We start from the raw sequence: 24,359 nt of genomic DNA, 5'->3' as shown, positions 1-24,359 counted from the left end.
ATAAATAATTAAATAACTGTTTTACAAGTCGATAACCTACATTTGTTTCATGTTGATTTTGTCACCGTCTCTTAATGATTGTGTACCTTCTTGTACAATCAGGTCGTCGCTTTTTAGACCGTCATTTAGAATGTATACATCATCAAGAGTAGTTTCAATTGTAACATTGGTCATTTTAACTACTCCATCTTTGTTCACGCGGAATACATATTGTTTGTCCTGAATGGAAAAAACAGCTTTCTGCGGAATTAAAATTGCATTGGTTTTAGGCTCTGAAATAATCAGTTTGCCTGAAGTTCCATGCTTGATAAATCCTTGTGGATTATGAAATTTTGCTTTGTATTGAATCGAACCTGTTTGTCTGTCGATTTCTCCGTCGGCAGTTCTCAGTTCTCCTTTTTGTCCGTAAACCATTCCGTTTGGCAATACTAACTTGATATCGCCTTGTGTGTTTAAGGTTTTGTCTTCCATCATCTGGAAATAGGTGTTTTCAGGAATTGAGAAATAAGCGTAAACGTCATCTAACTGAGAAACGGTCGTTAGCAATGAACCATTTTCAATAAGACTTCCTTCTTTAAACGGAATTCGGTCAACAGTTCCGTCAAACGGCGCGCGGATTGTGGTAAAACTAATTTGCTGGTTGATCGCTTTTCGTTCTGCGACAGCATGTGCTACTTTCGCGGAAGCGGCTTCATGTTTTGCTTTAGATAATTCTAATTCTTTATCTGCAATTACTTTTTTATTAAAAAGAGTTTGTGCTTGCTCTAATTCTACGGTTGCGATTCTTAAATCTGCTTTAGCGCTTTTATAAATGGCTTCGGCTTTTAAAAGCTGTATTTGGAGTTCGACATCGCTTATTTTGAAAAGGATTTGTCCTTTTTTTACTTTTTGTCCTTCGCTTACGTATACTTTGTCTAGTAAACCTGGAATACGAACGTGAATTTCGACATTATTTTTAGCATGTACATCGGCTACAAATTTGTTAGAAACGATGGTGTCTCTTAGGGTAACTTTATATACAGGAAGTGTTTTTATGTTTTTGGCGTTTTTTTTGGATTTGTCTCCACACGAGACTAAAACAAATAAAGCCAATGTAAATAATAGAAAGTGATTTTTATAAATATTCATGATTAGGTTTTAAAAAATTATATAAATATGGTGCCCTCCTTATGCTCAATATAAGGAGTGAAAATGTTGAAATTTGATAAAAAGGAACACGTCCAAATGCTTCCTGACTAACGGGAAGTATTGGTTTTAAGGAATGTTTTTATAGTAAAATAAATTCGATAACAGATACAAAGAGTCATTGTTCCGAAAAAGAACTGAAAATATAAAAACGCTAAAAAAATAAGCCTAGAAAAGTTGGTACAAGTGAAGGTGACTGTGCCTTTGAATCTGGTATATTGAAGCTATACCATAAATTAAGCTTCTTTTGTAAAGCTTGAAGTTTATCAGATTGCTAAAATACGGAGCTTTGATTGTACTTTGTTCTAAAGTAGTTGCTCTCGATTTTATTTTCTTTTTAACTGTGTAATGCATTTCCAGACTTCTGTCTGAAGATACTCCTGAAGTTGAAAGCAGTGTGTCATCTGCCGCGACACTGTCATGAACAATACAATGGCTAAGTTTTATAGGTTGCGTAAAAGTTTCTGCGCTTCTAAAAAAAGAAAGCAGTAAAACTAAAACGACATATATAAACTTATAATAATGTTTCATTTAAAATACAACAGTAATTTTTGGCTGAAAATTTTTGGAACGCCTTATGGGCGGTGCCAAATATAGTAATTTGAAAAGTAACGATTCTTAAAATTTTCCAAAAAAAAGACATTCTTAAAGCAAATTTCATCTGCAGTTTTTTCGATAATCAGACGATAATTAGATTTTACATTCAATATTGATTATCGTTTTTTTATGTAAAGTTTTTATTATATTTTTTTTATTTGTAATGTTCTGAAGTGGTGAGTTTTAACTTTTTTTTATTAAATTTGATATGACAATTTCAGCAAAAACAAATAGTATGGAAAAATTAAAACGCCCAGTTTATGTCAAAGCTGGTACTGATGATTTTTTTAAAAAACTGCGTGCGGAAGTAAACGAAACTGTTTTACAAAATTCATCTTTGTACCGTCTCAACATTATTAAGTCTGTTGGACTAGTTGTTCTCTATTTTTTATTTTATTCCTGTATTTTACTGTTCGGAAACAGTACTCCATTATTATTCCTGTTTTATATTTTGTGTGGTGTTACGATGATTATGCTTTTTATAAATGCCTTTCACGATGCAGCTCATGGAGCACTTTTTAAAAAGTCTATTTATAATGAGCGTTTCATGTATATTTTGGAACTCTTTGGTGGAAATCACTGGCTCTGGACGCGTCGTCACATTAATCTTCATCATGCCTATCCAAATGTGCCGGATTGGGATGTTGATATTAAGCAAAGCGATATTATTAGAATTTTTCCTAATAGCCCGTTATTTAATTATCATAAATATCAACATATCTATATGTGGATGATTTATCCATTATATAGTCTAAATTGGATTTATATTCGTGATTTTAAAGACTTTTTCGGAACCAAAAATAATTATGTCAAAAAAGTGGTGGAGAAAATTCCAACTATAGAAGTATATAAATTGTTTGCAGCAAAAATTGTAAATATGTTTTATATGCTTTTTCTTCCAATGTTGGTATTGAATCAGCCTTGGTATATAGTCTTAGGTGGTTGGTTTGCAATGCATTTATGCGGAAGCGCTCTTGGTGTTGTTGCACTTGTTTCTACACATGTTGACGAAGATGCCCATTTTCCAGGAACAGACGAAAACGGAAATCTTTCCGCTACCTGGGCAATGCATCAAATGATTGTGACCAAGGACTTTAGTACAAACAGCAAGCTGGCAAATTTTTTATATGGAGGTTTTACGCATCATGTGGCGCACCATCTTTTCCCGGGAGTAGCGCATACTTATTATCCACATATTACGCCAATTATAATGCGTTATGCAGAAGAGTATGATCTTCCATATACTTCATATCCTTTTTATCACGCCGTTCGTTCACATTTTAGAATGTTGAAAGACAAAGGTGTTCAGGAAAATATCATGATGATGGGAGAGATTTAGATATAAGTGCTCAGTTTTCAGTTTTTAGTGTTCAGTCTCTGATTAAACTGTGACTGAACACTAAAAACTGAAAACTGATTACTTAACTTCAGCATTACCTTTTTTAGTTTCAAAATCTTTCAAAAATGCATCTTTAAGTACAATATCGAAATTATCTTCTTTAAACTCAGTGAGTTTGGACTCGCTGAATTTGTAAACATTGATTTTGTTGTTCTTTACATCAATAAAAAGATCGTAAGAATATGTACTGCAATCGTGTTGTTTGCAACCCCATGCATGTAATATGTTTTCTTGTTTTTCAAAGGGGGTTTCTGTATTCCAGTTTTTTACCATTTCATCATAATTAGTTCCAAGGAGTGTTTTTATTCTTGGAGCGAGACTGCTTTTAGTTAGAAATTGGGTTCCAATTACGCTTTTATTTACTAAAGTATACAAAGAGTCTACAGGATTTAAAACGGTACTATCTGTTTTTAAAGCTTCGGTTCGTATTGAAGTGGAGTCGGTTGTTGGAATACTTTTAATGGTTTCTTTTTTACATGATAGTATTGTAAAACAACTCAATGCGATGATAAATAAATGTTTCGTTCTTTTGTTCATATCATATTTGTTTTTGAATTAACTAATTGATTGATAAAGTCTTGTTTAGCTAATTTAATGAAAAAACATCAAATAATTATTTAAAAGAAGAAGAGAAACAGCTTACAAAATGTAAAATATTAAACCTTAGATTCCGTTTTTTTGTTTAATTTCAATTTTTAAATCATAAACCTCATGTCACAATTTTTTAAATTCTTCTTTGTTGCCGGCTTTCTTTTTTGGAATATTTCTTCAAATGCTCAAAATGAAGCTTATGCAAGTCCGATAAAACAAGAAATTGCAGATACCACTTTTGTCAATCTTAAAGATTTTAGTTCTGATTTTGTTTATGATATGAAATATGCGACAGAAGATAATTTTTTGAAAGCCAAAGTTTATGATTGCGCTGAGTGTTTTCTGCGTTTAAAAACAGTTCAGGCATTGATCGCAGCGAATAATGATTTTAAGAAAAAAGGATTTAAAATTAAGCTTTACGATTGCTACAGACCCTTATCGATTCAGAAGAAAATGTGGGAAATCGTATCAAATCCGAAGTATGTGGCAGATCCAAAAAAAGGCTCCATCCACAATAGAGGAGGAGCCGTAGATATTTCGTTGGTCGATGCCGCCGGAAAAGAAGTTGAAATGGGAACTACTTTTGATTTTTTTGGAATCGAAGCGAGCCATAATTATACAGAACTTCCAAAAGAAGTAAAGGCAAATCGAAAGTTTCTGAAGAAAATAATGATCAAAAACGGTTTCAATTCATTTGATTCGGAATGGTGGCATTATAATTTAAAAACGGGTTTAAAAGATAAAGTTGCCAATCAAAAATGGGATTGTAATTAATCGACGCAACTGATGTTTTTTATGAAGTAAGTATCAGGATTATAGATTTTTCCATTCATTTCAGAAGTCAGTTCGCTTTTTACAATATAATCTTCGACATCTGTCAGGTATTTAATTCGCATCATTGTTACCGGAGACTTTTTAAGTTCCTCGTAATTCTCCTTCATGAACATAAAAATTCCTGTAGTAACACGATTGTCGAATCCGTTATTATGAATCAAAGTACCGCAGTTTTCCTGATCAATATGCAGTAATGTTACGACTTTTCCATTAAGCAATTGCAAAAATACTCTTGAGTTTTTATCAAAACAGTTTGCTTTAATAAAATCCTTGCTTTTTTGAATAAGCTGAAGATTAAGTGTTGGCAATCCATCGGTTTGTGCCAGAGAAAAGAAAACATAATTAGAGCTTCCGCCAAAGTTTTTCTCACTTATAAGATATTCTTGAGTCACTTTGTAAGTTCCAATTGAGTCAGTTACATTTACACTGTATTCGCATGGTTTCTGAGCAAAAGCGGTAAAGGTTAATAGAAAAAAAGTTAGTGTAATTAGTTGTTTCATTTTTAAGTTATTTTTCTGCAAATTAAAACTATTTTGCTTTCATTTTTATCAGTTGTAAAAAAACAATATTTATTTCCTCCATTTTTTATTTTCCACTTTTTTCGAATGTTTTCGACCGTTTCCGGAAAATTTCTGGTAGTAATATTGGCTTGCTGATTTAAAAGCTCATTTTTCATTTCGTTTTTACTGTACGGAATCATCTTTTCTATCTCAAAAACGCGTCCCGGAAAAGTAATTAATTCTTCTGAAGTATATAAATGAGAATGTTTATGAAGTTTACCGATTTTGAAAGCTGTACTTACTTCATCAAAACCGCCAGATTTCATGATAGCAGAATTGGGTTCGTACAGGTATTTTTGAGGCAACTCATACGAAGGGAATTCAGATTTGTTATCTAAAATAAATTCAAAAGTTTCGATTTTTTCTTTTAGAATATTGGCAGTTTTCAAGGTTATATCGCCAGTATAATTTTTATGAATTTCAAAAAGAAGTTCTTTTACCTCATTTTCTAGCGCAATAATATGAATGTTTTTGACGAACTTTAATTCTGATAAACCAGCTGATATGTCCAGTAAAGGTGAGGTTTTAATTAAAATAGAATCGGTTTTTTCAAAATAAAAATCTAAAGATTCTGGTACATTTGGCAGACAATCTTTTAACATAAAAACTTTGCCTTTCGCATCATTTCTTCTAGAAGGATCAATGTAAATCCAATCCCATTTTTGTTCTGAATTTTTTAAAACATTTTCTGAATCATCTGCATGACAAAAACAATTTTCAACTTCCAGTTGTTGAAAGTTATGTTTTACAATTGCAGACAATTCTTCGTTGATTTCGCAATGGTCTACAATATCGAATTTTTTAGAAAAATAATAATCGTCAACTCCAAAACCTCCTGTAAGATCAATTAAGGTTTTTCCTGAGATTAAAGAAGATTTATAATCGGCTGTTTTTTCAGAAGAAGTTTGTTCGACTGAAACTTTGCTTGGATAAATAATATTTTGGGTTTTAAACCAAGTTGGAAGTTTATCTTTGGCTTTCGTTTTTGCCTCAATCTGATTTAAAATTAAAATCCAATCTACTTCAGGAAAAGGATTTTTCTGAAGGGCTAATTTTGTAATTGAAACACTACTATTTTGGGATATAAAATCCTGAATGTCTGGATGCAAAATAGTAGTATTCAATGCTATATTCTTTCGGTTAATACGGATACGATTTTATTGTCCGGAAAAAATTCTTTTAAAATTACTTTCAACATCGTGTAAACCGGAATTGCGATAATCATTCCCACAATTCCAAAAGTAATACCGCTTATTAAAGTAATCAGGAATATTTCCAGTGGGTGCGAATTTACACTTTTTGATGAAATTATAGGCTGGCTAATGTTATTATCTATGGCCTGAACCAACAAAAAGCCTATAACAACGTAAATGGTCGTAGGTAAAATCTCCGACTGAAAATCTTTTCCAATTAGACTAATCATCGTTAAAAGAGCGGCCAAAATTGTCCCAATAATTGGACCGATATAAGGTATGATATTTAGAATGGCACATAAAAATGCAATGACAAACGCATTTTGATTTCCAAAAATGATCAAAACTATGAGGTATAAAATAAAGACAACCGTTAGTTGTAAAAGTAACCCAATAAAATAACGTGTCAGTAAATGGTTGATTTTTGCAATCGAATTTAGAATCTTATCTTCATTTGTATCCGGAAGTATTCTTCTTGCACTTGTTTTAAAAGCTTCCTGATCTTTGATAAAGAAAAAAGTTATAAAAAATACTGAAACCAATCCCATTCCCATATCTGCCATAAAATTCATGATCGAGTTGATGAAACTGGTGAAATAGTTAAAGTCAAGCATCGAAGTTACCTTTGAGGCGTTAAGCATTTTATTCAAATCAACATGTTTTATGTTGAAATAGGCCTCTAAACTTTCTTCTGTTTCTATAAATTGTTTCTGAAGATGATTAGTGTCTAAAAGTGATAAATTATTGGCTTGCGAAATAATCAAAGGCACAAACAAAAGAATAAAACCAATCATCAAACCTATAAAAAGTACAATTGCCGTTGTTGCGGCAAGTGAATTGCTAAACTTTAATTTGTTTTTTAAAAACATAACCAACGGATTTGCAATCAGGCATAAAATTAATGAAATGCAGAGGTAGACTATTACAGTTTGTATTTCGTATAAAAAATATAAAACAGCTCCTACAGCCAGCACAGTTGTTAGCGCTCTTAAAATTCCGTTTGAAATAATTTTTGATGTTATCATAGGTGTATTTTAGATTATAAATATAGGAAAAAGCTTTTAAATTTTTTAGTGCAAAAAAAGCGAGATACAAAGATCTCGCTTTCAATAGTATTATTTTTGGCTTTTAGATTCTAAAATAGTTGCTTACGAAGTAAGTTCATACAACGCTATACTTGCAGCTTGTACAACATTCATGCTACTGTTTTTTCCAAACATGTTTATGTGTACAATTTGATGTGCAATTTTTAGAAGTTCTTCTGAAATTCCATTGATTTCACTTCCAATTAAAAGTGCGATTTTTTGATTTTCGGGAAGGTGTACTTCTTTTAAAGCTTTGCTATTGCTCGTGATTTCGAGCGCGATAATTTCGAAATTGTTTTCTTGCAGATAAGAAATCAAATCTGGAGTTTCTTCAATAATTCTGTGCGGTACATGAAGATGTGTACTACGAGAAGTTTTGTTGATTTTTCTCGGCGTAAGCGGAATATCTTTTCCTAAAAAAATAATATTTTCAACACCAAAAGCTTCACTAATTCTAAAAAGCGAACCAATATTTTGTTGAAAATAAATATGATCACAAACCAAAGTTATCGGAAAAGTTTTTCTTTCAAATTGATTTTCGTTATGAGTAAGTTGCACTTTAAAAAAAATTAGTTTGTAAAAATGTAATTGATAATGTTTGCGCCCATTTTTAAAGCTTTATCTCTTGCCTCTGAAGTATCGTTATGAACTTCCGGGTCTTCCCAACCATCACCTAAATCACATTCATAAGTATATAACAAAACCAATTTGTTTTCTATGAAAATACCAAATGCCTGAGCTCGCGTACCATCGTGTTCATGAATTTTTGGTAATCCGTTTGGGAAAGAAAATGGTTTTTGAAATATCGGATGATTGGCAGGAATTTCAATTAAATTATTATTTGGGAATATTTTTTTGATTTCTTTTCGAATATACTGATCCATTCCGTAGTTATCATCAATATGAAGAAAGCCTCCTGCATTTAAATAATTTCGAAGATTCGTGACATCGGCATCACTAAAAACAACATTTCCGTGTCCTGTCATATGCACAAAAGGATACGATAATAAATCAGGATTACTTGGTTCGACCGTTGAAGGTTTTGCTTTAATCCGGGTATTGATATTTGAATTGCAAAAACGAATCAAATTGGGTAATGATGTCGGATTTGCATACCAATCGCCGCCACCGCTGTATTTCAGTAAAGCAATTTCCTGTGAAAAGGAAGAAATAGAAATCAATAAAAACAACAAGAATATTTTTTTCATACAATTTTATATGTTTTTGTCATTTCGACGAAGGAAAAATCGCACTAGAAATTCCTCATGCTATATCGCCAATCTTTGTGGAGCTGCTAGTGTGATCTCTCGTTCCTCGAGATGACAAACTTAACGCTATTGTATAATTGTGGTTTTAATTCGAAACCTCATTAAAAAACACAACACTATGGCAAGCCACAACAGCAGCAGTTTCAGTACGTAAACGCGTATTTCCTAAAGTTACAGGCTGAAAATTATTTTCGATTGCCAACGCAATTTCTTTTTCAGAAAAATCACCTTCGGGACCTATTAATAAAGTTACATTTTCATTTGGCTTCAGGGCTTCTTTTAGCGATTTTTTGTCTGTTTCCTCGCAATGCGCAATAAATTGCAGTCCCTTATTTTTTTGTTTGATGAATTCCTTAAATGAAATCGCAGGGTTTAATTTTGGAAAAAAAGTTTCATTGGACTGTTTCATTGCTGATAAAATAATTTTTTCAAATCGTTCGGCATTGATTACTTTTCGTTCAGAACGATCACAAAAAATAGGCGTAATTTCCTGAATTCCTATTTCGGTTGCTTTTTCTAAGAACCATTCGAAACGATCATTCATTTTAGTTGGAGCAACAGCCAAATGCAAGCTGAATTTTGGTTCAGGAGATTTTTGTATAGAAAGTACTTCTACAATACATTTATTATCAGATGCCAGCGTGATTTCTGTCTCAAACAATAAACCTAAGCCATTTGTAACATGCAAAATGTCGGCGTCTTTTTTGCGCAGTACCTTTATGATATGACGGCTTTCTTCTTTATCAAAAGAAAAAGTTTCAGTCGTTTCGTCGATATTCGGATTGTAAAATAATTGCATAATTTAAAATTGAATTCGCGCTTTTGATACTACCGACGCATCTTCAAAACGGCTTGATAAATATTTTTGGTAGCCTACAATTCCTATCATTGCGGCGTTATCTGTAGTGTATTCGAATTTTGGTATAAAAGTTTTCCAGCCGTATTTGCTTTCGCTTTCTTTCAAAGTTGTTCTAATTCCTGAATTTGCAGAAACACCTCCGCCAATTGCAATTTGTGTAATTCCGGTTTCTTTGACAGCCAATTTCAATTTGTCCATCAAAATTTCGATAATCGTATGTTGAATGGAAGCGCAAATATCATTTAAGTTTTCTTCGATGAAATTTGGGTTTTCCTGTTTGTTTTTTTGAATAAAATATAAAATCGCCGTTTTTAATCCGGAGAAACTAAAGTCTAATCCCGGAACTTTTGGTTTTGTAAATGTAAATGCCTTCGGATTTCCTTCTTTTGCATATTTATCAATCAAAGGTCCGCCTGGATAAGGAAGTCCAAGAATCTTTGCACTTTTATCAAAAGCTTCACCAACAGCATCATCGGTTGTTTCGCCGATAATTTCAAGATCAAAAAAACCTTTTACTTTTACAATTTGGGTATGTCCGCCACTAATAGTCAACGCTAAAAAAGGAAATTCAGGTTTATCAAAACCTTCTTCATCTATAAAATGCGCTAAAATATGAGCATGCATATGATTGACAGCAATTAACGGAATGTTTAAGGCTAACGATAATGATTTACTGAAAGAACTTCCTACCAATAATGAACCCATTAAGCCGGGTCCTTGCGTAAAAGCAATCGCGGTTAGCTGTTCTTTTTGTATATTTGCTTTGCGAAGTGCAGCGTCTATAACCGGTACAATATTCTGTTGATGCGCTCTGGAAGCCAACTCTGGAACAACACCGCCATATTGGTTGTGAATTAATTGATTGGCTACAACATTTGAGAGAACTTTGTCGTTATGTAAAACTGCGGCGGCAGTATCGTCGCAGGAACTTTCGATGGCAAGAATAAAAACCTCTGAATTTTGCATATAAAGGCACAAATTTTGAATTATATTTGACAAATCAAATTTTAAATTTTCTTTGATTGTAAGGAGAAGCCAAAATTAAAGAATTTTTATCAAAACAGTCGTTCTTTGGCTGTTCAAAATGAATTTAAAAGAAAACTAAAATTAAAGCAGCTATCAAAAAAGTTAAGAAAATAGTATCCAGAACCCTAATTGGGTTAATCTTACTTTTGTTAGCACTTGCTATCATACTGTCTTTGCCTGCCGTACAGACAAAGATTGCACATTATGTTACTGAATCTTTAAACAGCGATTTTAAAACAGATATTCATGTTGATAAAGTTGCAGTTAATATTTTTGGTGGAGTAAAACTTAAAAAAGTCATGATTTATGATCATCATAAAAAGACTTTGATTTATTCTGATATTATTGCAACCGATATTTTAAGTCTGAAAAGATTAATGGATGGTGATTTGATTTTTGGAGACCTGCGTTTGACAGGCTTAATTTTTAATCTGAAGACCTATAAAAACGAGGATGAAAATAATATCAACAAGTTTATAAAACTTTTTGAAACCGGAAAACCATCCAAATCAAAAAAACATTTCCTTCTAACAGCCCGAAATGCTTATATTTCTAAAGGAGCATTTTCTGTTACAGATGAAAATAAAAACACGCCTAAGTTTCTTGCTTTCACTAAATTGAATGCTTATATAAGTGATTTTAAATTATATGGGCCGGATGTAAATACTACCATACATCGATTTTCATTTTTAGATCACAGAGGATTATATGTTTCTAATTTTGCTGGAAAATTTAGTTATACTAAAAAACAGATTAAGGTTGAGAATCTTGCTATTAAAACAAAAAGATCAAGCATATATGGTTTGGCTATTTTGAATTATAAAGTGGAAGATTTTCTTCATTTTACAGATAAAGTTCAGTTTAATGTTGCACTTGATTCGGCTTCGATTGCGTCAAATGATATTCGTTATTTCTATGATGGTTTAGGAAAAAATCAACATTTTAAAATAAAAACGAAACTTAGAGGAACGCTTAATAATTTAAATCTAAAAGGACTTCGGTTAAGCGATACCAATGGTTCGAGAATTGTCGGAAACATCAATTTTAAAAATCTTTTAGGCGATAAAACACAGAAGTTTTCAATGGATGGCAAGTTTGACAGACTTATTTCCAGCTACGATAATCTTGTAGTGCTGTTGCCAAATGTTCTTGGGAAAAAATTGCCAAAAGAGCTTCAGAAAATTGGAAAGTTTCATATTGTCGGGAAAGCAAAAGTTTCGACAACAGATCTTGAAGCCAAGTTTAAAATGGTTACTGATTTAGGAAACGGAGAGGTTGATTTGCACATGAATAATATGGACTTTATTGATAAAGCCTCTTATTCGGGAAATATTATATTGGATAATTTTGATGTTGGTGCGTTGTTAAGCAGAAAAGATATTAAAAGAACTACTCTTAATTTAGATGTCGACGGAAAAGGGTTTACTTCGAAATATCTAAATACAATTATAAAAGGTGATATTGCAAAGCTTGATTATAATAACTACACCTATAATAATATTGTAGTAAACGGAAATTTTAAACTTCCTTATTATAAAGGCCAACTTTCTGTAAATGACCCAAATTTAAATATGACCTTTGATGGTTTGGTCGATTTAAGCACGCGTGAAAACAAATATGATTTCCATATTAATGTGGAGAATGCTAATTTGCGAAAGCTTAAATTCGTTAAGGATTCTATTTCTAATTTTACCGGAGATGCTGTTGTTGAAATGTCTGGTAATTCGTTGGAAACGCTTCATGGAAATATTTATATAAAAGATGCTGTTTACCAAAACCCTAAATCGACTTATGCATTTGATGAACTTACTGTAAATTCTAGTTTTGATGATGACAGGTTGCGAACAATTACCATTAATTCAACCGATGTCGTAAATGGAAAAATTGTGGGTAAGTTCCGATTTGATCAATTGGGAAAATTGGTGATGAATTCGGTAGGAAGTTTATATACCAACTATAAGCCTTATCCACTGCGAAAAGGACAATTTCTTCGCTTTAATTTTCATGTATACAATAAAGTGGTCGAAATGTTGTATCCTGAAATCAATATTGATTCTTCGACGGTTGTTCGTGGTAAAATCGACTCCGATTTGCAGGAGTTTAAATTCCGATTTAAATCACAGAAAATAACCTTGGCAAAAAATACTTTTGATAATATCAGAATCAACGTTGATAATAAAAACACACTTTATAATGCCTACGTTGAATTAGATAGTATTAAAACGCCTTATTATAAAATACGCGATTTTAATTTAATTAATGTTACGGCAAAAGATACCTTATATGTTCGTTCAGAATTTAAAGGAGGAGAAAAAGGCGAAGATTATTTTAATCTGGATTTGTTTCATACCATTGATAAAAACAAAAATAATATAGTCGGAATTAAAAAGTCCGAAATGAAGTTTAAAGACTATATATGGTATTTGAATGAAGATGCAGAAAAAGATAATCAGATTGTTTTCGACCAATTCTTTAAAAACTTTACCATTGATAATATTGTTTTATCACATGAAAATCAGAAAATCGACCTAAATGGTGTTATTAAAGGAAACGATTATAAAGATCTCGTCCTGAATTTTGAAGATGTTGATATTAATAAAATTACACCTTTAACGTCTAAGTTTGTCTTTAATGGTAACCTGAATGGAAATGTTAATTTCAAGCAAAATAAAGATGTTTATCAGCCAACTGCAGCAATTGTTATTGATCATCTTAATTTGAATAAAACCGAATTAGGAACTTTGAAATTTGATATATCCGGAGATCAAAACCTGAGAAAGTTTGTGGTCAATTCGTCGATACAAAATGATTTTACTGAATCATTTAAAGCTTGGGGAACTTTTGCTATAGAAAATAAAGAAACCGTCTTAGATCTTAATTTAAAACTTGAAGGGTTTAATTTAGCTACTTTAGGACCAGTGGGAGGTGAGGTATTATCAAATGTGAGAGGTACCGTTTCCGGAAATGCCGCTGTGGTTGGAAATGCTAAAAAGCCTGAAATTAACGGGCGATTGTACGTTGAAAAAGCCGGAATGACAATTCCGTATCTAAATACAGACTACGAACTCAGTGATCGAACTGTAATTGATTTGACCAATGAAAAGTTTTTGTTCAGAAACAATCAGTTAACAGATACAAAATACAAAACCAAAGGACTTTTGAATGGAACAATCGAGCATAATAATTTTGCCGACTGGAAACTGGATTTGACGATTACTTCAAAACGATTATTGGCACTTGACACAAAAGACAGTGAAGATGCAGCTTATTTTGGTACCGCCTTTATTAACGGAACAGCAAGTATTAAAGGACCTACTGAAGGTTTATTTATAAAAGTAGATGCAAAATCGGAGAAAGGTACGGAAGTAAAGATTCCGATTAATAATGCGCAAAGTGTTGGAGAAAGCAGCTGGATTCATTTTGTTACTCCAAAAGAAAAATACAATCTTGCAAATGGTATTATAGAAAAAACAAGAAACTATAACGGATTAGAACTGGAATTTGATTTTGACATTACTCCAGATGCAGAAGTTGAAGTTATACTAGATCGAAATTCAGGTCATGGTATGAAAGGAAAAGGTTACGGATCGTTATTGTTTAAAATCAATACGCTTGGTAAATTTAATATGTGGGGAGATTTCCAGGCATACGAAGGAACTTATAATTTTAAATACGGAGGTTTAATCGATAAAAAATTCTCTGTTAAGAAAGGCGGATCGATTATTTGGGAAGGGAACCCGATGAAAGCGCAGCTTAATCTGGAAGCCGTTTACAAAACATCGGCAAATCCTGCTGTACTTTTGGATAATACTTCGTCATTTAACAAAAAAGTTCCAGTAGAAGTTGTTATTGGTTTAAGAGGAGATTTAACTAGTCCTGATCCTAACTTTGATATTCAGTTTCCATCGGTAAGTAATGTCTTGAAATCGGAGATACAATATAAACTGGATGATAAAGATATACGCCAGACTCAGGCTTTGTATTTGTTGTCTACAGGTTCATTTATGAGTACGGATGGTTTTAGTCAGGGTGACTTATCAGGAACACTTACAGAGACGGCTTCAAGTTTGTTGGGAGGAATTATAAAATCCGACAGCGATAAAGTAAATATTGATTTAAATTATATTTCTGCAGATAAAAGGTTGGGGCAGGAAGCCGATGGTCAGTTTGTTGCTAATATTTCATCGCAGATTAATGAAAAAATTACCATAAACGGAAAAGTTGGAGTACCGGTTGGAGGTGTAAATGAGTCAGCGATTGTTGGTGATATTGAAATCCTTTACAGAGTAAATGAAGATGGATCTATGAATCTACGTTTGTTCAATAAAGAAAATGATATTAATTATGTAGGTCAGGGTATCGGATATACACAAGGAGTCGGTATTTCTTATGAAGTCGATTTTGATACTTTCAGCGAATTGGTGAATAAGCTTTTTAAGGATCATAAATTGGAACGCACGATAAAGAAAACTTCTGATGATTTGCAAGACTCAAATTTGAATCCGGACTATATTAACTTCAATAGCAATAAGAAGGCAGAGAAGGATAAAAAGAAATCTGAGAAAAAAGAAGAAGAGAAAAAGCCTCAGCCTCAAAATAACAATCAGGGATTAATTCCTGACAATGAAGATTTTTAAGCTGTGTTAAAAAATACTAAATTATAAAACCATTATTCGCATAATGGTTTTTTTATGCCTACTTTTAAAATCCCAATTTTTTTTCCGCCATATAAAAAACGTATCAGTTTTGTAACACTTCATTAATGTATTGTTAATTTTAAAGATTTAATTAAAATAAGTAGCTTTTATTATTTTAAATGAATTTTTTGCAATAGAAAAACTTATTAACGAAAACGTTTGAATTTAACAGATTTTATTAATTTATTACAATCATAACCCGAAAAGTGGTGAATGTTTGCTAATTTTACACTTTAATACTTAAATAATGCCAAAAACAATAAAAAAAGTTGGTGTTCTTACCTCAGGAGGAGATTCGCCAGGAATGAATGCTGCAATACGATCAGTTGTTCGAACATGTGCTTTTCATAATATAGAATGCATAGGAATTTATAGAGGGTATCAAGGAATGATCGAAGGTGATTTTAAAGAAATGGGCCCTCGAAGTGTAAATAATATTGTAAACAAGGGAGGAACGATTTTAAAATCGGCTCGTTCAGTTGAGTTCAGAACCCCGGAAGGCAGAAAAAAAGCCCACGAAAATCTTGTAAAAGCTGGAGTTGATGCTCTGGTTGTTATTGGTGGTGACGGAAGTTTTACAGGAGGATTAATATTCAATTCAGAATATGACTTTCCGGTAATGGGAATTCCAGGAACTATCGATAATGATATTTATGGAACAACACATACTTTAGGGTATGATACAGCATTAAATACTGTTGTAGATTGTATCGATAAAATTAGAGATACAGCAAGTTCGCATAACCGTTTATTCTTCGTAGAGGTTATGGGAAGAGATGCCGGACATATTGCTCTTAATGCCGGTATTGGTGCAGGAGCTGAGGAAATTCTTATTCCTGAAGAAGATTTAGGGTTAGACAGATTGTTAGACTCACTTCAAAAAAGTAAAGCATCAGGAAAATCATCAAGTATAGTAGTAATTGCTGAAGGAGATAAAATTGGTAAAAACGTATTCGAATTAAAAGATTATGTTGAAGCTAATTTGCCTGAGTACGACGTTAGGGTTTCAGTTTTGGGACACATGCAACGTGGTGGTTCTCCATCTTGTTTTGACCGTGTTTTAGCAAGCCGTTTAGGAGTTAAAGCTGTCGAATCTTTAATTGAAGGTAAATCAAATTATATGGTTGGTTTGCGTGAAGATAAAGTTTCTCTTACTCCATTAGAGCAAGCAATTAAAGGTAAATCTGAAATTGATAGAGAATTATTAAGAGTGTCTGACATTATGTCGACATAACATTATAAATAAAAGTTTAAAAAGAAAAGAAGTTTATTGTGAGGAAATTAGACTTTGAATTAGTGTAATAAAAACAAAAGCAAAAATTTAGTAAAATGTCAAAAGTAAAATTAGGAATAAACGGATTTGGACGTATCGGAAGAATCGTTTTTAGAGAGTCTTTCAATAGAGATAATGTAGAGGTTGTAGCAATCAATGATTTATTAGACGTAGATCACTTAGCTTACTTATTAAAATATGATTCAGTTCACGGTCGTTTTAACGGAACTGTTGAAGTTAAAGAAGGAAAATTATATGTAAACGGAAGAAATATCCGTATCACAGCTGAAAGAAATCCAGCTGACTTAAAATGGAACGAAGTAGATGTTGATGTTGTTGCTGAATGTACAGGTATCTTCACAACTATCGAAACTGCAAGTGAGCACTTAAAAGGAGGAGCTAAAAAAGTAATTATTTCTGCTCCATCTGCTGATGCTCCAATGTTTGTAATGGGTGTTAACCACGAAACTGCAAAAGCTTCTGATTTAGTAGTTTCTAACGCTTCTTGTACTACAAACTGTTTAGCTCCATTGGCTAAAGTTATTCACGATAATTTCGAAATCGTTGAAGGTTTAATGACTACAGTTCACGCAACTACTTCAACTCAAATGACAGCTGACGGACCTTCTAGAAAAGACTGGAGAGGTGGACGTGCTGCTGCTATCAATATCATTCCTTCTTCAACAGGTGCTGCAAAAGCGGTTGGAAAAGTTATTCCTTCTTTGAATGGAAAATTAACTGGAATGTCTTTCCGTGTACCTACTGCTGACGTTTCTGTTGTAGATTTAACTGTTAAAGTTGCTAAAGAAACTACTTACGAAGAAATCTTAGCTGTATTGAAAAAAGCTTCTGAAAACGAAATGAAAGGTATTTTAGGATATACTGAAGATGCAGTTGTTTCTCAGGATTTTATCTCTGATAAAAGAACTTCTATCGTTGATGCTGGTGCAGGTATCGGTTTAAATTCAACTTTCTTTAAATTAGTATCTTGGTATGATAATGAGTACGGATACTCAAGTAAATTAATTGATTTGTCTGTACATATTGCAGGTTTAAAATAATATTATATATTTTTGCAAAATCCCGTTATTTCAGAGTAACGGGATTTTCTTATTTTGTTTCGTCTTTAATTAATGTAAAAAACACACTTTTTATTTTAAATGAAGAAAAACTCATCCAAAAACTAAAATAAAAAAAAATGAAATTAATAGTTGACAGTGGATCTACTAAAGCCGATTGGATTGCAATTGATGATAATGGAAAAGTATTGTTTACCACACAAACTTTAGGGCTAAACCCTGAAATTCTTGATGGCCCTGAAATTATCGAAAGATTAAATGACCGTTTTGATATTTTACAAAATAAAAAAGAAGCAACACATTTGTTCTTTTACGGAGCTGGTTGTGGAACTGACAGAATGAAAAAGGCGTTAAAATTGATCTTTCAGGATTATTTTACAAATGCTATTATTGATGTTCAGGAAGATACTTATGCGGCTGTTTATGCAACAACTCCAAAAGGAGAAGAAGCAATTGTTTCTATTTTAGGAACAGGATCTAACTGCAGTTATTTTGATGGAAAAGTATTGCATCAAAAAGTACAATCATTAGGGTATATTCTTATGGATGATTGTAGCGGAAATGTTTTTGGAAAAGAATTAATCAGAAAATACTATTTTAATAAAATGCCTAAGGAATTGGCGGTTGAATTTGAAAAAGAATACGACGTAGATCCTGATTTTATTAAAAACAAATTATACAAAGAAGCAAACCCAAATGCTTATTTGGCAACTTTTGCAAAGTTTTTAATTAAACATAAAGATACTGAATTCTGCAGAAAAATTATTTTCAAAGGAATGAAGTCTTTCGTTAAAAACTACATCAAACAGTTTGATAACTGCAAAGAAGTACCGGTTCATTTCGTTGGATCTATTGCATTTTATTTAAAAGATGAATTACAAGAGACTTTCGATAAATATGAACTTAAGTTAGGGAATGTTTTAAGAAGACCAATTGACGGATTAATTGCTTACCATGTTGCTAATCAATAGTTCTGGTTTTATGGAAATTGCAATTATTGCACATGATGGTAAAAAAGCAGATTTAATTGATTTTTTAATTAAAAATGCTGATGTTCTTCATAATGAAAAAATCAAATTAATTGGTACCGGAACAACGGGTGGAAAAGCTGAAGCGGCGGGATTTAAGACGCAAAGAATGCTTTCTGGACCTTTGGGAGGTGATGCTCAAATTGCAGGTAGAGTTGCTGAGGGAATAACTAAAATGGTTTTCTTTTTTAAGGATCCTTTATCAAGCCATCCTCATGAAGCTGATATTAATATGTTGATTCGTGTTTGCGATGTACATAATGTGCCGCTGGCCACGAATGAAGCAACGGCACAATTATTATTAGATGCTATTGCACTGCAATTATAGAGATTTCAACATTTACATTTTTTGGCAAACATGCCACCTGAACCGTTTCACGTGCTGGAGCGGTTTTTTCGTTAAAATAAGATCCGTAAATCGTATTTATAGCGCCAAAGTTGTTCATGTCCATAATGAAAATCGTAGCTTTTACAACGTTCTCAAATGTCATATTCGCAGCTTCCAGAATAGCAGCAATATTTTCCATTACTTGTTTTGTTTCGTCGTTGATATTGTCAGTAACAAGTTCGCCTGATGCTGGATTTATAGCAATTTGCCCTGAAGCATAAAGTGTATTTCCTGATAAAACAGCCTGATTGTATGGACCGATAGGAGCCGGAGCTTTTTCGGTAAAGATGATTTTTTTCATAATGAAAGTATTTTGATTCAAAAATAGTTTATCGGTTTGAAACGCTTCGTTTGTTCCATTTGATATCACTTAAGACACCAGATTTAATTCCAATGAAGAAATTCCAGTTAGAATTGGTTCCCATTGGCTGCCAGTTAAAAGCCATTCTCCAGCTTAATAAATCTCTTTCAAAACGGAATTGAGTAAAGGTAACTCCTTTTTGTACAAAATCATATCCTGTAGAAACCCCGCCTTTCCATTTTGGAGTAATGTCCATATTTGCGGATATCATAATGGAGTTTCCGGTAATTTTGTTTTCTCTATTAACGTTAGAGTAGGTTAGGGAGTATGCCATTGTCATATCCCATGGTAGTTTAGAGTTGAAGAATTCTGTTATAACATCTTTGTCGTCTTCTTTTTCATTAGCAAACTGACTATTTCGACTGTCTGTCAAGTCAGTATTGGTACCAAATAAGTCATCACTTCGTCCTCCGTTTCGCTGACTTTGGGTGTTTTTCTGTTCTTTGGTTCCTTTGTTGCTGAAAGAGTAATTTAAAGTAACGTTGGCACTGGTCATTCTAAATAAACTTCCGCCATTATCAATATTAAATTTGTCCATTTTTGCACCTGAATTATCAATCGCATAGGGATCCAAAACGGCACCAAAATTCACATTCATTTTATTATCAAAAAACTGTGTTCCACCACTTACAAGTAATGGTTGCCATGCCTGAATTTGTTTTCCATCAGCATTGAAATTATAACTGGTGCTAAAATTCAGGTTATTTAACAGCATTATTTTTTTAGGTTCTGTTTTTGTACTGTCGCTGTCTCTTACTTTGGCTTCGAAAGTATTGCTTAATGAAAATCCAACTATGTTAGAGTTTTCTTTTCCTGGCGCACCGTAAATTCCACCTTCAAAACGTGTGTATTCTGTTGTTATACGCCCTGAAGCGTCAACTGCATAAGTATTATAGTATTTTTCAAAACTTGGGGTATAAGCATACGTTACAGAAGGACGCATGACGTGACGGATTGACTGAATTTTTTTATCCTCACCAAAATTAAAAGTACCATAAATCGTCGTTCCTAAATTGGTGCTGAAATTATAGGTTCTAAAAGCGTCAAAACCATTAACCGTAGTTGTTTGTACCTTATTTGTGTTTTCGTCGTAGCTTTTGTTAATAGTTTTAGTAACCCAGGTTTCCTGATAATTTGTAGAGGCTCCCGCACTAAAATATTTGAATAATTTAAAGTTGGTACTCAACGGAATACTGTGTTGCATACCAATTTGTGCATCTTTAAACATTTGAGGTTTAAAGAACAAGGAATCAGTTGTTACAAAACTATTTTTACCGCTTAGATTGTATTGAAGGTTGATGTTTTTGATAAAACCTTTTTTGATTCCGTCTTTTCCAACAAAAGGGTAAACACGGTCAATACTCGCTTGAAGCGATGGTAGTGTCATATTAATTACTTCAGTTTGTGTATTTTGAGAATGTGTCGCGGTTAACGAGATTCTCGCCTGAGGAACCGTATTGAAAGTCTTATTATATGAGATAGATGAACTTAAAGTATTATTCAGGTTAGAACCAACGTTGGCCTGATTAATAGACTGTTTGAAGTATTTACTACTACCCATGTTGACCGAAGCAGAAAAGGTAGAGTTTGGATTTGATTTAGTGTCTTTTGAGTGTGACCACTGAATGTTGTAAATTTTTTGTTTCGAATAATCAGGATATCCTCTTTCGCTGCTGATTAAGTTCTCGAAACGAATATTGATATTTCCCCGATACTTATATCTTTGAGCGTACGCCGATTCAAAGCGCATGGCATAACTTCCGTTTGTGTAATAATCTGCCAATACGGTTAAGTCGTAATTGTCGCTTAACGCAAAATAGTATCCTCCGTTCTGCAAAGAGAATCCTCTGGTATTTGAATCGTTATAACTAGGTATAATGATACCTGAAACACTTTTTTCTTCACTCATAGGAAAATAAGCAAATGGTAAAGCTAGAGGAGTTGGAACGTCGGCAATAACCATATTAGTAAGACCTGTTACTACTTTTTTTCCGGGAACAAATTTTACTTTGTTGGTTTGGAAATAATATTCAGGATTGTCGACATCTGTAGAAGTTGTAAAGCGGGCGCCTCTCAAAAAGTAAACTGAATCGTTTTCTTTTTTAGTAACTGCAGCTTTTATTTTGAATTCTCCTTGTTCGGTTCTGGAATTAAAAATTAAAGCTTTTTTTGTTTTAAAATTAAAGCGGATAGAGTCTGGTTGTACCTCGCTTGCTCCTTGCTTAAAATTTGGGTATTGAATTAAAGTACCAGTCGAATCTTTTATTCTTCCTGCATAAACTTCGTCTTTGGCATAATCTAAAACAATGATACCGGATTTTAATTCTACATCTTTATAATATAGTTCCGCTTCATTATATAAGGTAATCAGTTTTCTCTTCTGATCAATTTTTGCGTAATCTTTTGCTTTGTATTTTACTTTTCCGTCAAGAAAAGCTTTTTTTGGTTTTATGCTGTCAATTTTTACCGTATCAACTTTTACGGCTGTAGTATTGTCTTTTTGTTTTACGGTATCAATTTTAGGAGCAGAAGGTTTATCTGTTTGTTTTACAGCGGGTAACGGCTTTTTTGGGGTTTTTATCTCCTGCGAATATACTTTACCACATCCTAGTGTTAGGAAAAATGATACTAAAACGATATTAAATAAGTTTGTGTGCAAAGGTTTAAATGCTATTTTTGTAAAAGTATGGCTTGTTTTTTGACATGTCAAACTTACATATAATTTTTTGGCAAAAATAATCAATTGCAAAAATTATAACACTTGCATATTATTAAAATTAACTTTTAGATTTATGAATATATTTAACAAAACTAGGCTATTATTTAGTTTTTTTCTAACTATAATTTCGTTTTGTGCTTACAGTCAGGCAAATGTTTTTAAGGTAACACTCGATGCGGGACATGGTGATCATGACTTTGGTGCCGTTTATAGTGGCCGAATTGAAAAAAATATTGCCTTAGCAATTGTGCTTAAAGTTGGAAAAATATTGGAAGCAGCGCCAAATGTTGATGTGATTTATACTCGTAAAACAGATGTTTTTATTGATTTGGTCGAGAGAGCGAACATAGCAAACAGAGCAAATTCTAATATTTTTGTTTCGATTCACTGTAATGCAAACAAAAATACAGCGGCCGACGGTACAGAAACCTATGTAATGGGTTTGAGTAAAGTTGCATCGAATCTTGAGGCGGCGAAAAAAGAGAACTCGGTTATTACATTAGAAAAAGATTATAAACGTAAATATGAAGGTTATGATCCAAATTCTCCTGAATCTATGATTGGAATGACATTAATGCAGGAAGAATATTTGGATAACAGTATTTCGTTGGCAACTAAAATTGAAGATAATTTTGATAGACTAGGAAAAAAACTGAGACATGGCGGTGTGAAACAGGCGCCGTTTATGGTACTTCATAAAGCTTATATGCCAAGAGTTTTGGTAGAAACTGGTTTTGTATCGAATCCTACTGAAGGAAATATTTTGAATTCGGAAGAAGGACAAAATGATATTGCAAAAGCTATCGCAGAGGCTATTTTAAGTTATAAAAGCGAATATTTTGGTTCAGGTATTCCTGAAATGGCAGATGTTAGACCGGTAAAAGATACTTCAACGCCTAAAAAAGCAAAAGTAACTGAGCCGACACCAGCAGCAAAAAATGCAGTGAAAGGTACTTTTTATAAAGTTCAGCTTATTGCAAGTATCAAAAAAACACCATTAGAGCCTAAAAACTTCAAAGGACTTAAAAATGTTACCATGCTTTACGAAAATAATATCTATAAATATTTCTATGAGGAAACATCCGATTACGAAGCTGCAAAAAAATATTTGCAAGAAGCTAAGAGTAAAGGGTATGGAGCTGCATTTTTGACTGCTACAAAAGATGGCGAGAAAATCAGTATTCAAGACGCTACCAAATAATAGCTACAAGTTCGAATATTTATATTAATTTTGTACAAACACTAAGAATTTTGAAACTAACAAGAGAAATTAAAACGGCTATTTTAGTCATCGCGTCAATTTTATTATTTATTTGGGGCTACAGTTTTTTAAAAGGCAGAGACCTTTTTACAAATTATAAGACATTATTTGTAGAATACGATAATGTTGAAGATTTGGCATCTTCAGCGCCTGTTACCATAAACGGACTTGCAGTTGGTAAAGTAAATAAGATCACTATTAATGAAACAACCGGTAAATTATTGGTAGAACTTCAGTTGAAAACAGATTTTCCAATCTCTAAAACCAGTACGGCAGCTTTGTATTCTCCAAGTTTAATTGGCGGAAAACAAATCAAGATCATACCTAATCTTATTGATAAAGATCCGGTCGTAGACGGACAAACGTTGACAGGAACAGTGGAGTTGGGGTTAACGGAATCTTTAGGAGGGAAAATCGAACCGATTCAGCAGAAACTTGATAAAATGCTTGTCAATATTGATAATCTTGTTACGGGATTAAACAATACTTTAGATAAAAATACGCAAGAAAATTTAAAGAAAACTATTGCCGAATTAAGTCAGACAATGGAGCAATTTCATAGAGCTTCAGGAAGTTTGAATTCAATTTTAGATACGAATAAAGGTCAAATAAACAGTGCTGTATCGAATTTGAACAAGATGTCTGGTAATTTTAATAAGATATCAGATTCTTTAAACAAAGCTGATTTAGGTAAAACAGTACGTAGTTTAAACCAAACTTTGGCTAAAGTGGATGGTTTAATGGCGAACCTAAATTCAGGAAAAGGCACGGCTGGAAAATTATTAAATGATGATGCATTGTATAATAATTTAGCAAAAACTTCAAAAGAGCTTGAGTTATTGCTTCAAGACGTACGTCTTTATCCAACTCGTTATGTGAATGTTTCTCTTTTTGGAAAGAAAAACAAACCATATGTAGCACCAACAGAAGAAACAAACTCAACAGATAAAAAATAA

General features: G+C 32.8%; 21 protein-coding genes. 9 read left to right on the top strand and 12 right to left on the bottom strand.

Features of this window, described 5'->3' with window-relative positions:
- Positions 1 to 36: 36 nt before the first annotated feature.
- Both BD847_RS12010 and BD847_RS12005 read right to left on the bottom strand, forming a co-directional pair.
- The gene (locus BD847_RS12010; protein ID WP_115888516.1) at positions 37 to 1,128 is read right to left on the bottom strand and encodes an efflux RND transporter periplasmic adaptor subunit; all 1,092 of its coding nucleotides are present in this window, start codon (positions 1,126 to 1,128) and stop codon (positions 37 to 39) included.
- A 225-nt stretch (positions 1,129 to 1,353) separates the two neighbouring features.
- Entirely contained in the window at positions 1,354 to 1,716 is a 363-nt protein-coding gene (locus BD847_RS12005) for a hypothetical protein (protein ID WP_115888515.1), read from the bottom strand.
- Positions 1,717 to 2,017: 301 nt separating this feature from the next.
- Here BD847_RS12005 and BD847_RS12000 point away from each other — a divergent pair, with 301 nt between their 5' ends.
- On the top strand, positions 2,018 to 3,121 hold the full coding sequence (locus BD847_RS12000) for a fatty acid desaturase family protein (protein WP_115889010.1): 1,104 nt from the start codon (positions 2,018 to 2,020) through the stop codon (positions 3,119 to 3,121).
- A gap of 78 nt (positions 3,122 to 3,199) precedes the next feature.
- Here the strand turns inward: BD847_RS12000 and BD847_RS11995 are convergent, their stop codons facing one another.
- Entirely contained in the window at positions 3,200 to 3,718 is a 519-nt protein-coding gene (locus tag BD847_RS11995) for a hypothetical protein (RefSeq protein WP_115888514.1), read from the bottom strand.
- 174 nt (positions 3,719 to 3,892) lie between these two features.
- Here BD847_RS11995 and BD847_RS11990 point away from each other — a divergent pair, with 174 nt between their 5' ends.
- Entirely contained in the window at positions 3,893 to 4,546 is a 654-nt protein-coding gene (locus BD847_RS11990; protein ID WP_115888513.1) for a M15 family metallopeptidase, read from the top strand.
- Here the strand turns inward: BD847_RS11990 and BD847_RS11985 are convergent.
- From BD847_RS11985 to tsaD, 7 genes are all read right to left on the bottom strand, one after another.
- Positions 4,543 to 5,106: a hypothetical protein gene (locus BD847_RS11985; RefSeq protein ID WP_115888512.1), complete on the bottom strand. Its 564-nt coding sequence runs from the start codon at positions 5,104 to 5,106 to the stop codon at positions 4,543 to 4,545. The genes BD847_RS11990 and BD847_RS11985 overlap by 4 nt on opposite strands.
- Before the next feature lie 2 nt (positions 5,107 to 5,108).
- On the bottom strand, positions 5,109 to 6,290 hold the full coding sequence (locus BD847_RS11980; protein ID WP_115888511.1) for a THUMP-like domain-containing protein: 1,182 nt from the start codon (positions 6,288 to 6,290) through the stop codon (positions 5,109 to 5,111).
- A 2-nt stretch (positions 6,291 to 6,292) separates the two neighbouring features.
- Positions 6,293 to 7,384, bottom strand: coding sequence for an AI-2E family transporter (locus BD847_RS11975; protein ID WP_115888510.1), 1,092 nt, complete (start codon positions 7,382 to 7,384; stop codon positions 6,293 to 6,295).
- 123 nt (positions 7,385 to 7,507) lie between these two features.
- Entirely contained in the window at positions 7,508 to 8,002 is a 495-nt protein-coding gene (locus BD847_RS11970; protein WP_115888509.1) for a TrmH family RNA methyltransferase, read from the bottom strand.
- A gap of 11 nt (positions 8,003 to 8,013) precedes the next feature.
- Positions 8,014 to 8,652 carry a DUF4159 domain-containing protein gene (locus tag BD847_RS11965; RefSeq protein WP_115888508.1) on the bottom strand — a complete coding sequence of 213 codons (639 nt, stop codon included), beginning with the start codon at positions 8,650 to 8,652 and terminating at the stop codon, positions 8,014 to 8,016.
- A 145-nt stretch (positions 8,653 to 8,797) separates the two neighbouring features.
- The gene (locus BD847_RS11960) at positions 8,798 to 9,511 is read right to left on the bottom strand and encodes a 16S rRNA (uracil(1498)-N(3))-methyltransferase (RefSeq protein ID WP_115888507.1); all 714 of its coding nucleotides are present in this window, start codon (positions 9,509 to 9,511) and stop codon (positions 8,798 to 8,800) included.
- A 3-nt stretch (positions 9,512 to 9,514) separates the two neighbouring features.
- On the bottom strand, positions 9,515 to 10,537 hold the full coding sequence (gene tsaD / locus BD847_RS11955; RefSeq protein ID WP_115888506.1) for a tRNA (adenosine(37)-N6)-threonylcarbamoyltransferase complex transferase subunit TsaD: 1,023 nt from the start codon (positions 10,535 to 10,537) through the stop codon (positions 9,515 to 9,517).
- Positions 10,538 to 10,743: 206 nt separating this feature from the next.
- Between tsaD and BD847_RS11950 the strand changes: the two genes are divergently transcribed.
- The 5 genes from BD847_RS11950 to BD847_RS11930 all read left to right on the top strand — a co-directional run bounded on the left by BD847_RS11950 (position 10,744) and on the right by BD847_RS11930 (position 19,002).
- Entirely contained in the window at positions 10,744 to 15,234 is a 4,491-nt protein-coding gene (locus BD847_RS11950; RefSeq protein ID WP_244201594.1) for a translocation/assembly module TamB domain-containing protein, read from the top strand.
- A 307-nt stretch (positions 15,235 to 15,541) separates the two neighbouring features.
- Positions 15,542 to 16,528, top strand: coding sequence for a 6-phosphofructokinase (gene pfkA / locus BD847_RS11945; protein ID WP_115888505.1), 987 nt, complete (start codon positions 15,542 to 15,544; stop codon positions 16,526 to 16,528).
- 95 nt (positions 16,529 to 16,623) lie between these two features.
- Positions 16,624 to 17,628, top strand: a complete 1,005-nt coding sequence (gap, locus tag BD847_RS11940) for a type I glyceraldehyde-3-phosphate dehydrogenase (RefSeq protein WP_012026555.1) — start codon at positions 16,624 to 16,626, stop codon at positions 17,626 to 17,628.
- A 137-nt stretch (positions 17,629 to 17,765) separates the two neighbouring features.
- On the top strand, positions 17,766 to 18,617 hold the full coding sequence (locus BD847_RS11935) for an N-acetylglucosamine kinase (protein ID WP_115888504.1): 852 nt from the start codon (positions 17,766 to 17,768) through the stop codon (positions 18,615 to 18,617).
- A gap of 10 nt (positions 18,618 to 18,627) precedes the next feature.
- Positions 18,628 to 19,002, top strand: a complete 375-nt coding sequence (locus tag BD847_RS11930) for a methylglyoxal synthase (protein ID WP_115889008.1) — start codon at positions 18,628 to 18,630, stop codon at positions 19,000 to 19,002.
- Here BD847_RS11930 and BD847_RS11925 read toward each other — a convergent pair.
- Both BD847_RS11925 and BD847_RS11920 read right to left on the bottom strand, forming a co-directional pair.
- Positions 18,983 to 19,363: a RidA family protein gene (locus tag BD847_RS11925; protein WP_073485158.1), complete on the bottom strand. Its 381-nt coding sequence runs from the start codon at positions 19,361 to 19,363 to the stop codon at positions 18,983 to 18,985. The two genes, BD847_RS11930 and BD847_RS11925, sit on opposite strands and share 20 nt — an antisense overlap.
- 28 nt (positions 19,364 to 19,391) lie before the next feature.
- Positions 19,392 to 22,133: a putative LPS assembly protein LptD gene (locus BD847_RS11920; RefSeq protein ID WP_167443857.1), complete on the bottom strand. Its 2,742-nt coding sequence runs from the start codon at positions 22,131 to 22,133 to the stop codon at positions 19,392 to 19,394.
- An 82-nt stretch (positions 22,134 to 22,215) separates the two neighbouring features.
- On the opposite strand from BD847_RS11920, the gene BD847_RS11915 reads away from it, so the two are divergent.
- Together BD847_RS11915 and BD847_RS11910 are read left to right on the top strand one after the other, a co-directional pair.
- A complete protein-coding gene (locus BD847_RS11915; RefSeq protein ID WP_115888502.1) occupies positions 22,216 to 23,343 on the top strand; it encodes an N-acetylmuramoyl-L-alanine amidase family protein in 1,128 nt (375 codons plus the stop codon).
- A gap of 50 nt (positions 23,344 to 23,393) precedes the next feature.
- Positions 23,394 to 24,359 (top strand): MlaD family protein, encoded by a 966-nt coding sequence (locus tag BD847_RS11910; RefSeq protein WP_115888501.1) that lies wholly within the window; start codon positions 23,394 to 23,396, stop codon positions 24,357 to 24,359.

This window comes from Flavobacterium cutihirudinis, from assembly GCF_003385895.1.
Taxonomy (GTDB): Bacteria; Bacteroidota; Bacteroidia; order Flavobacteriales; family Flavobacteriaceae; genus Flavobacterium; species Flavobacterium cutihirudinis.
The sequence above is the reverse complement of the archived record's forward strand: the minus strand, read 5'-3'. Positions and strand labels throughout refer to the sequence as shown.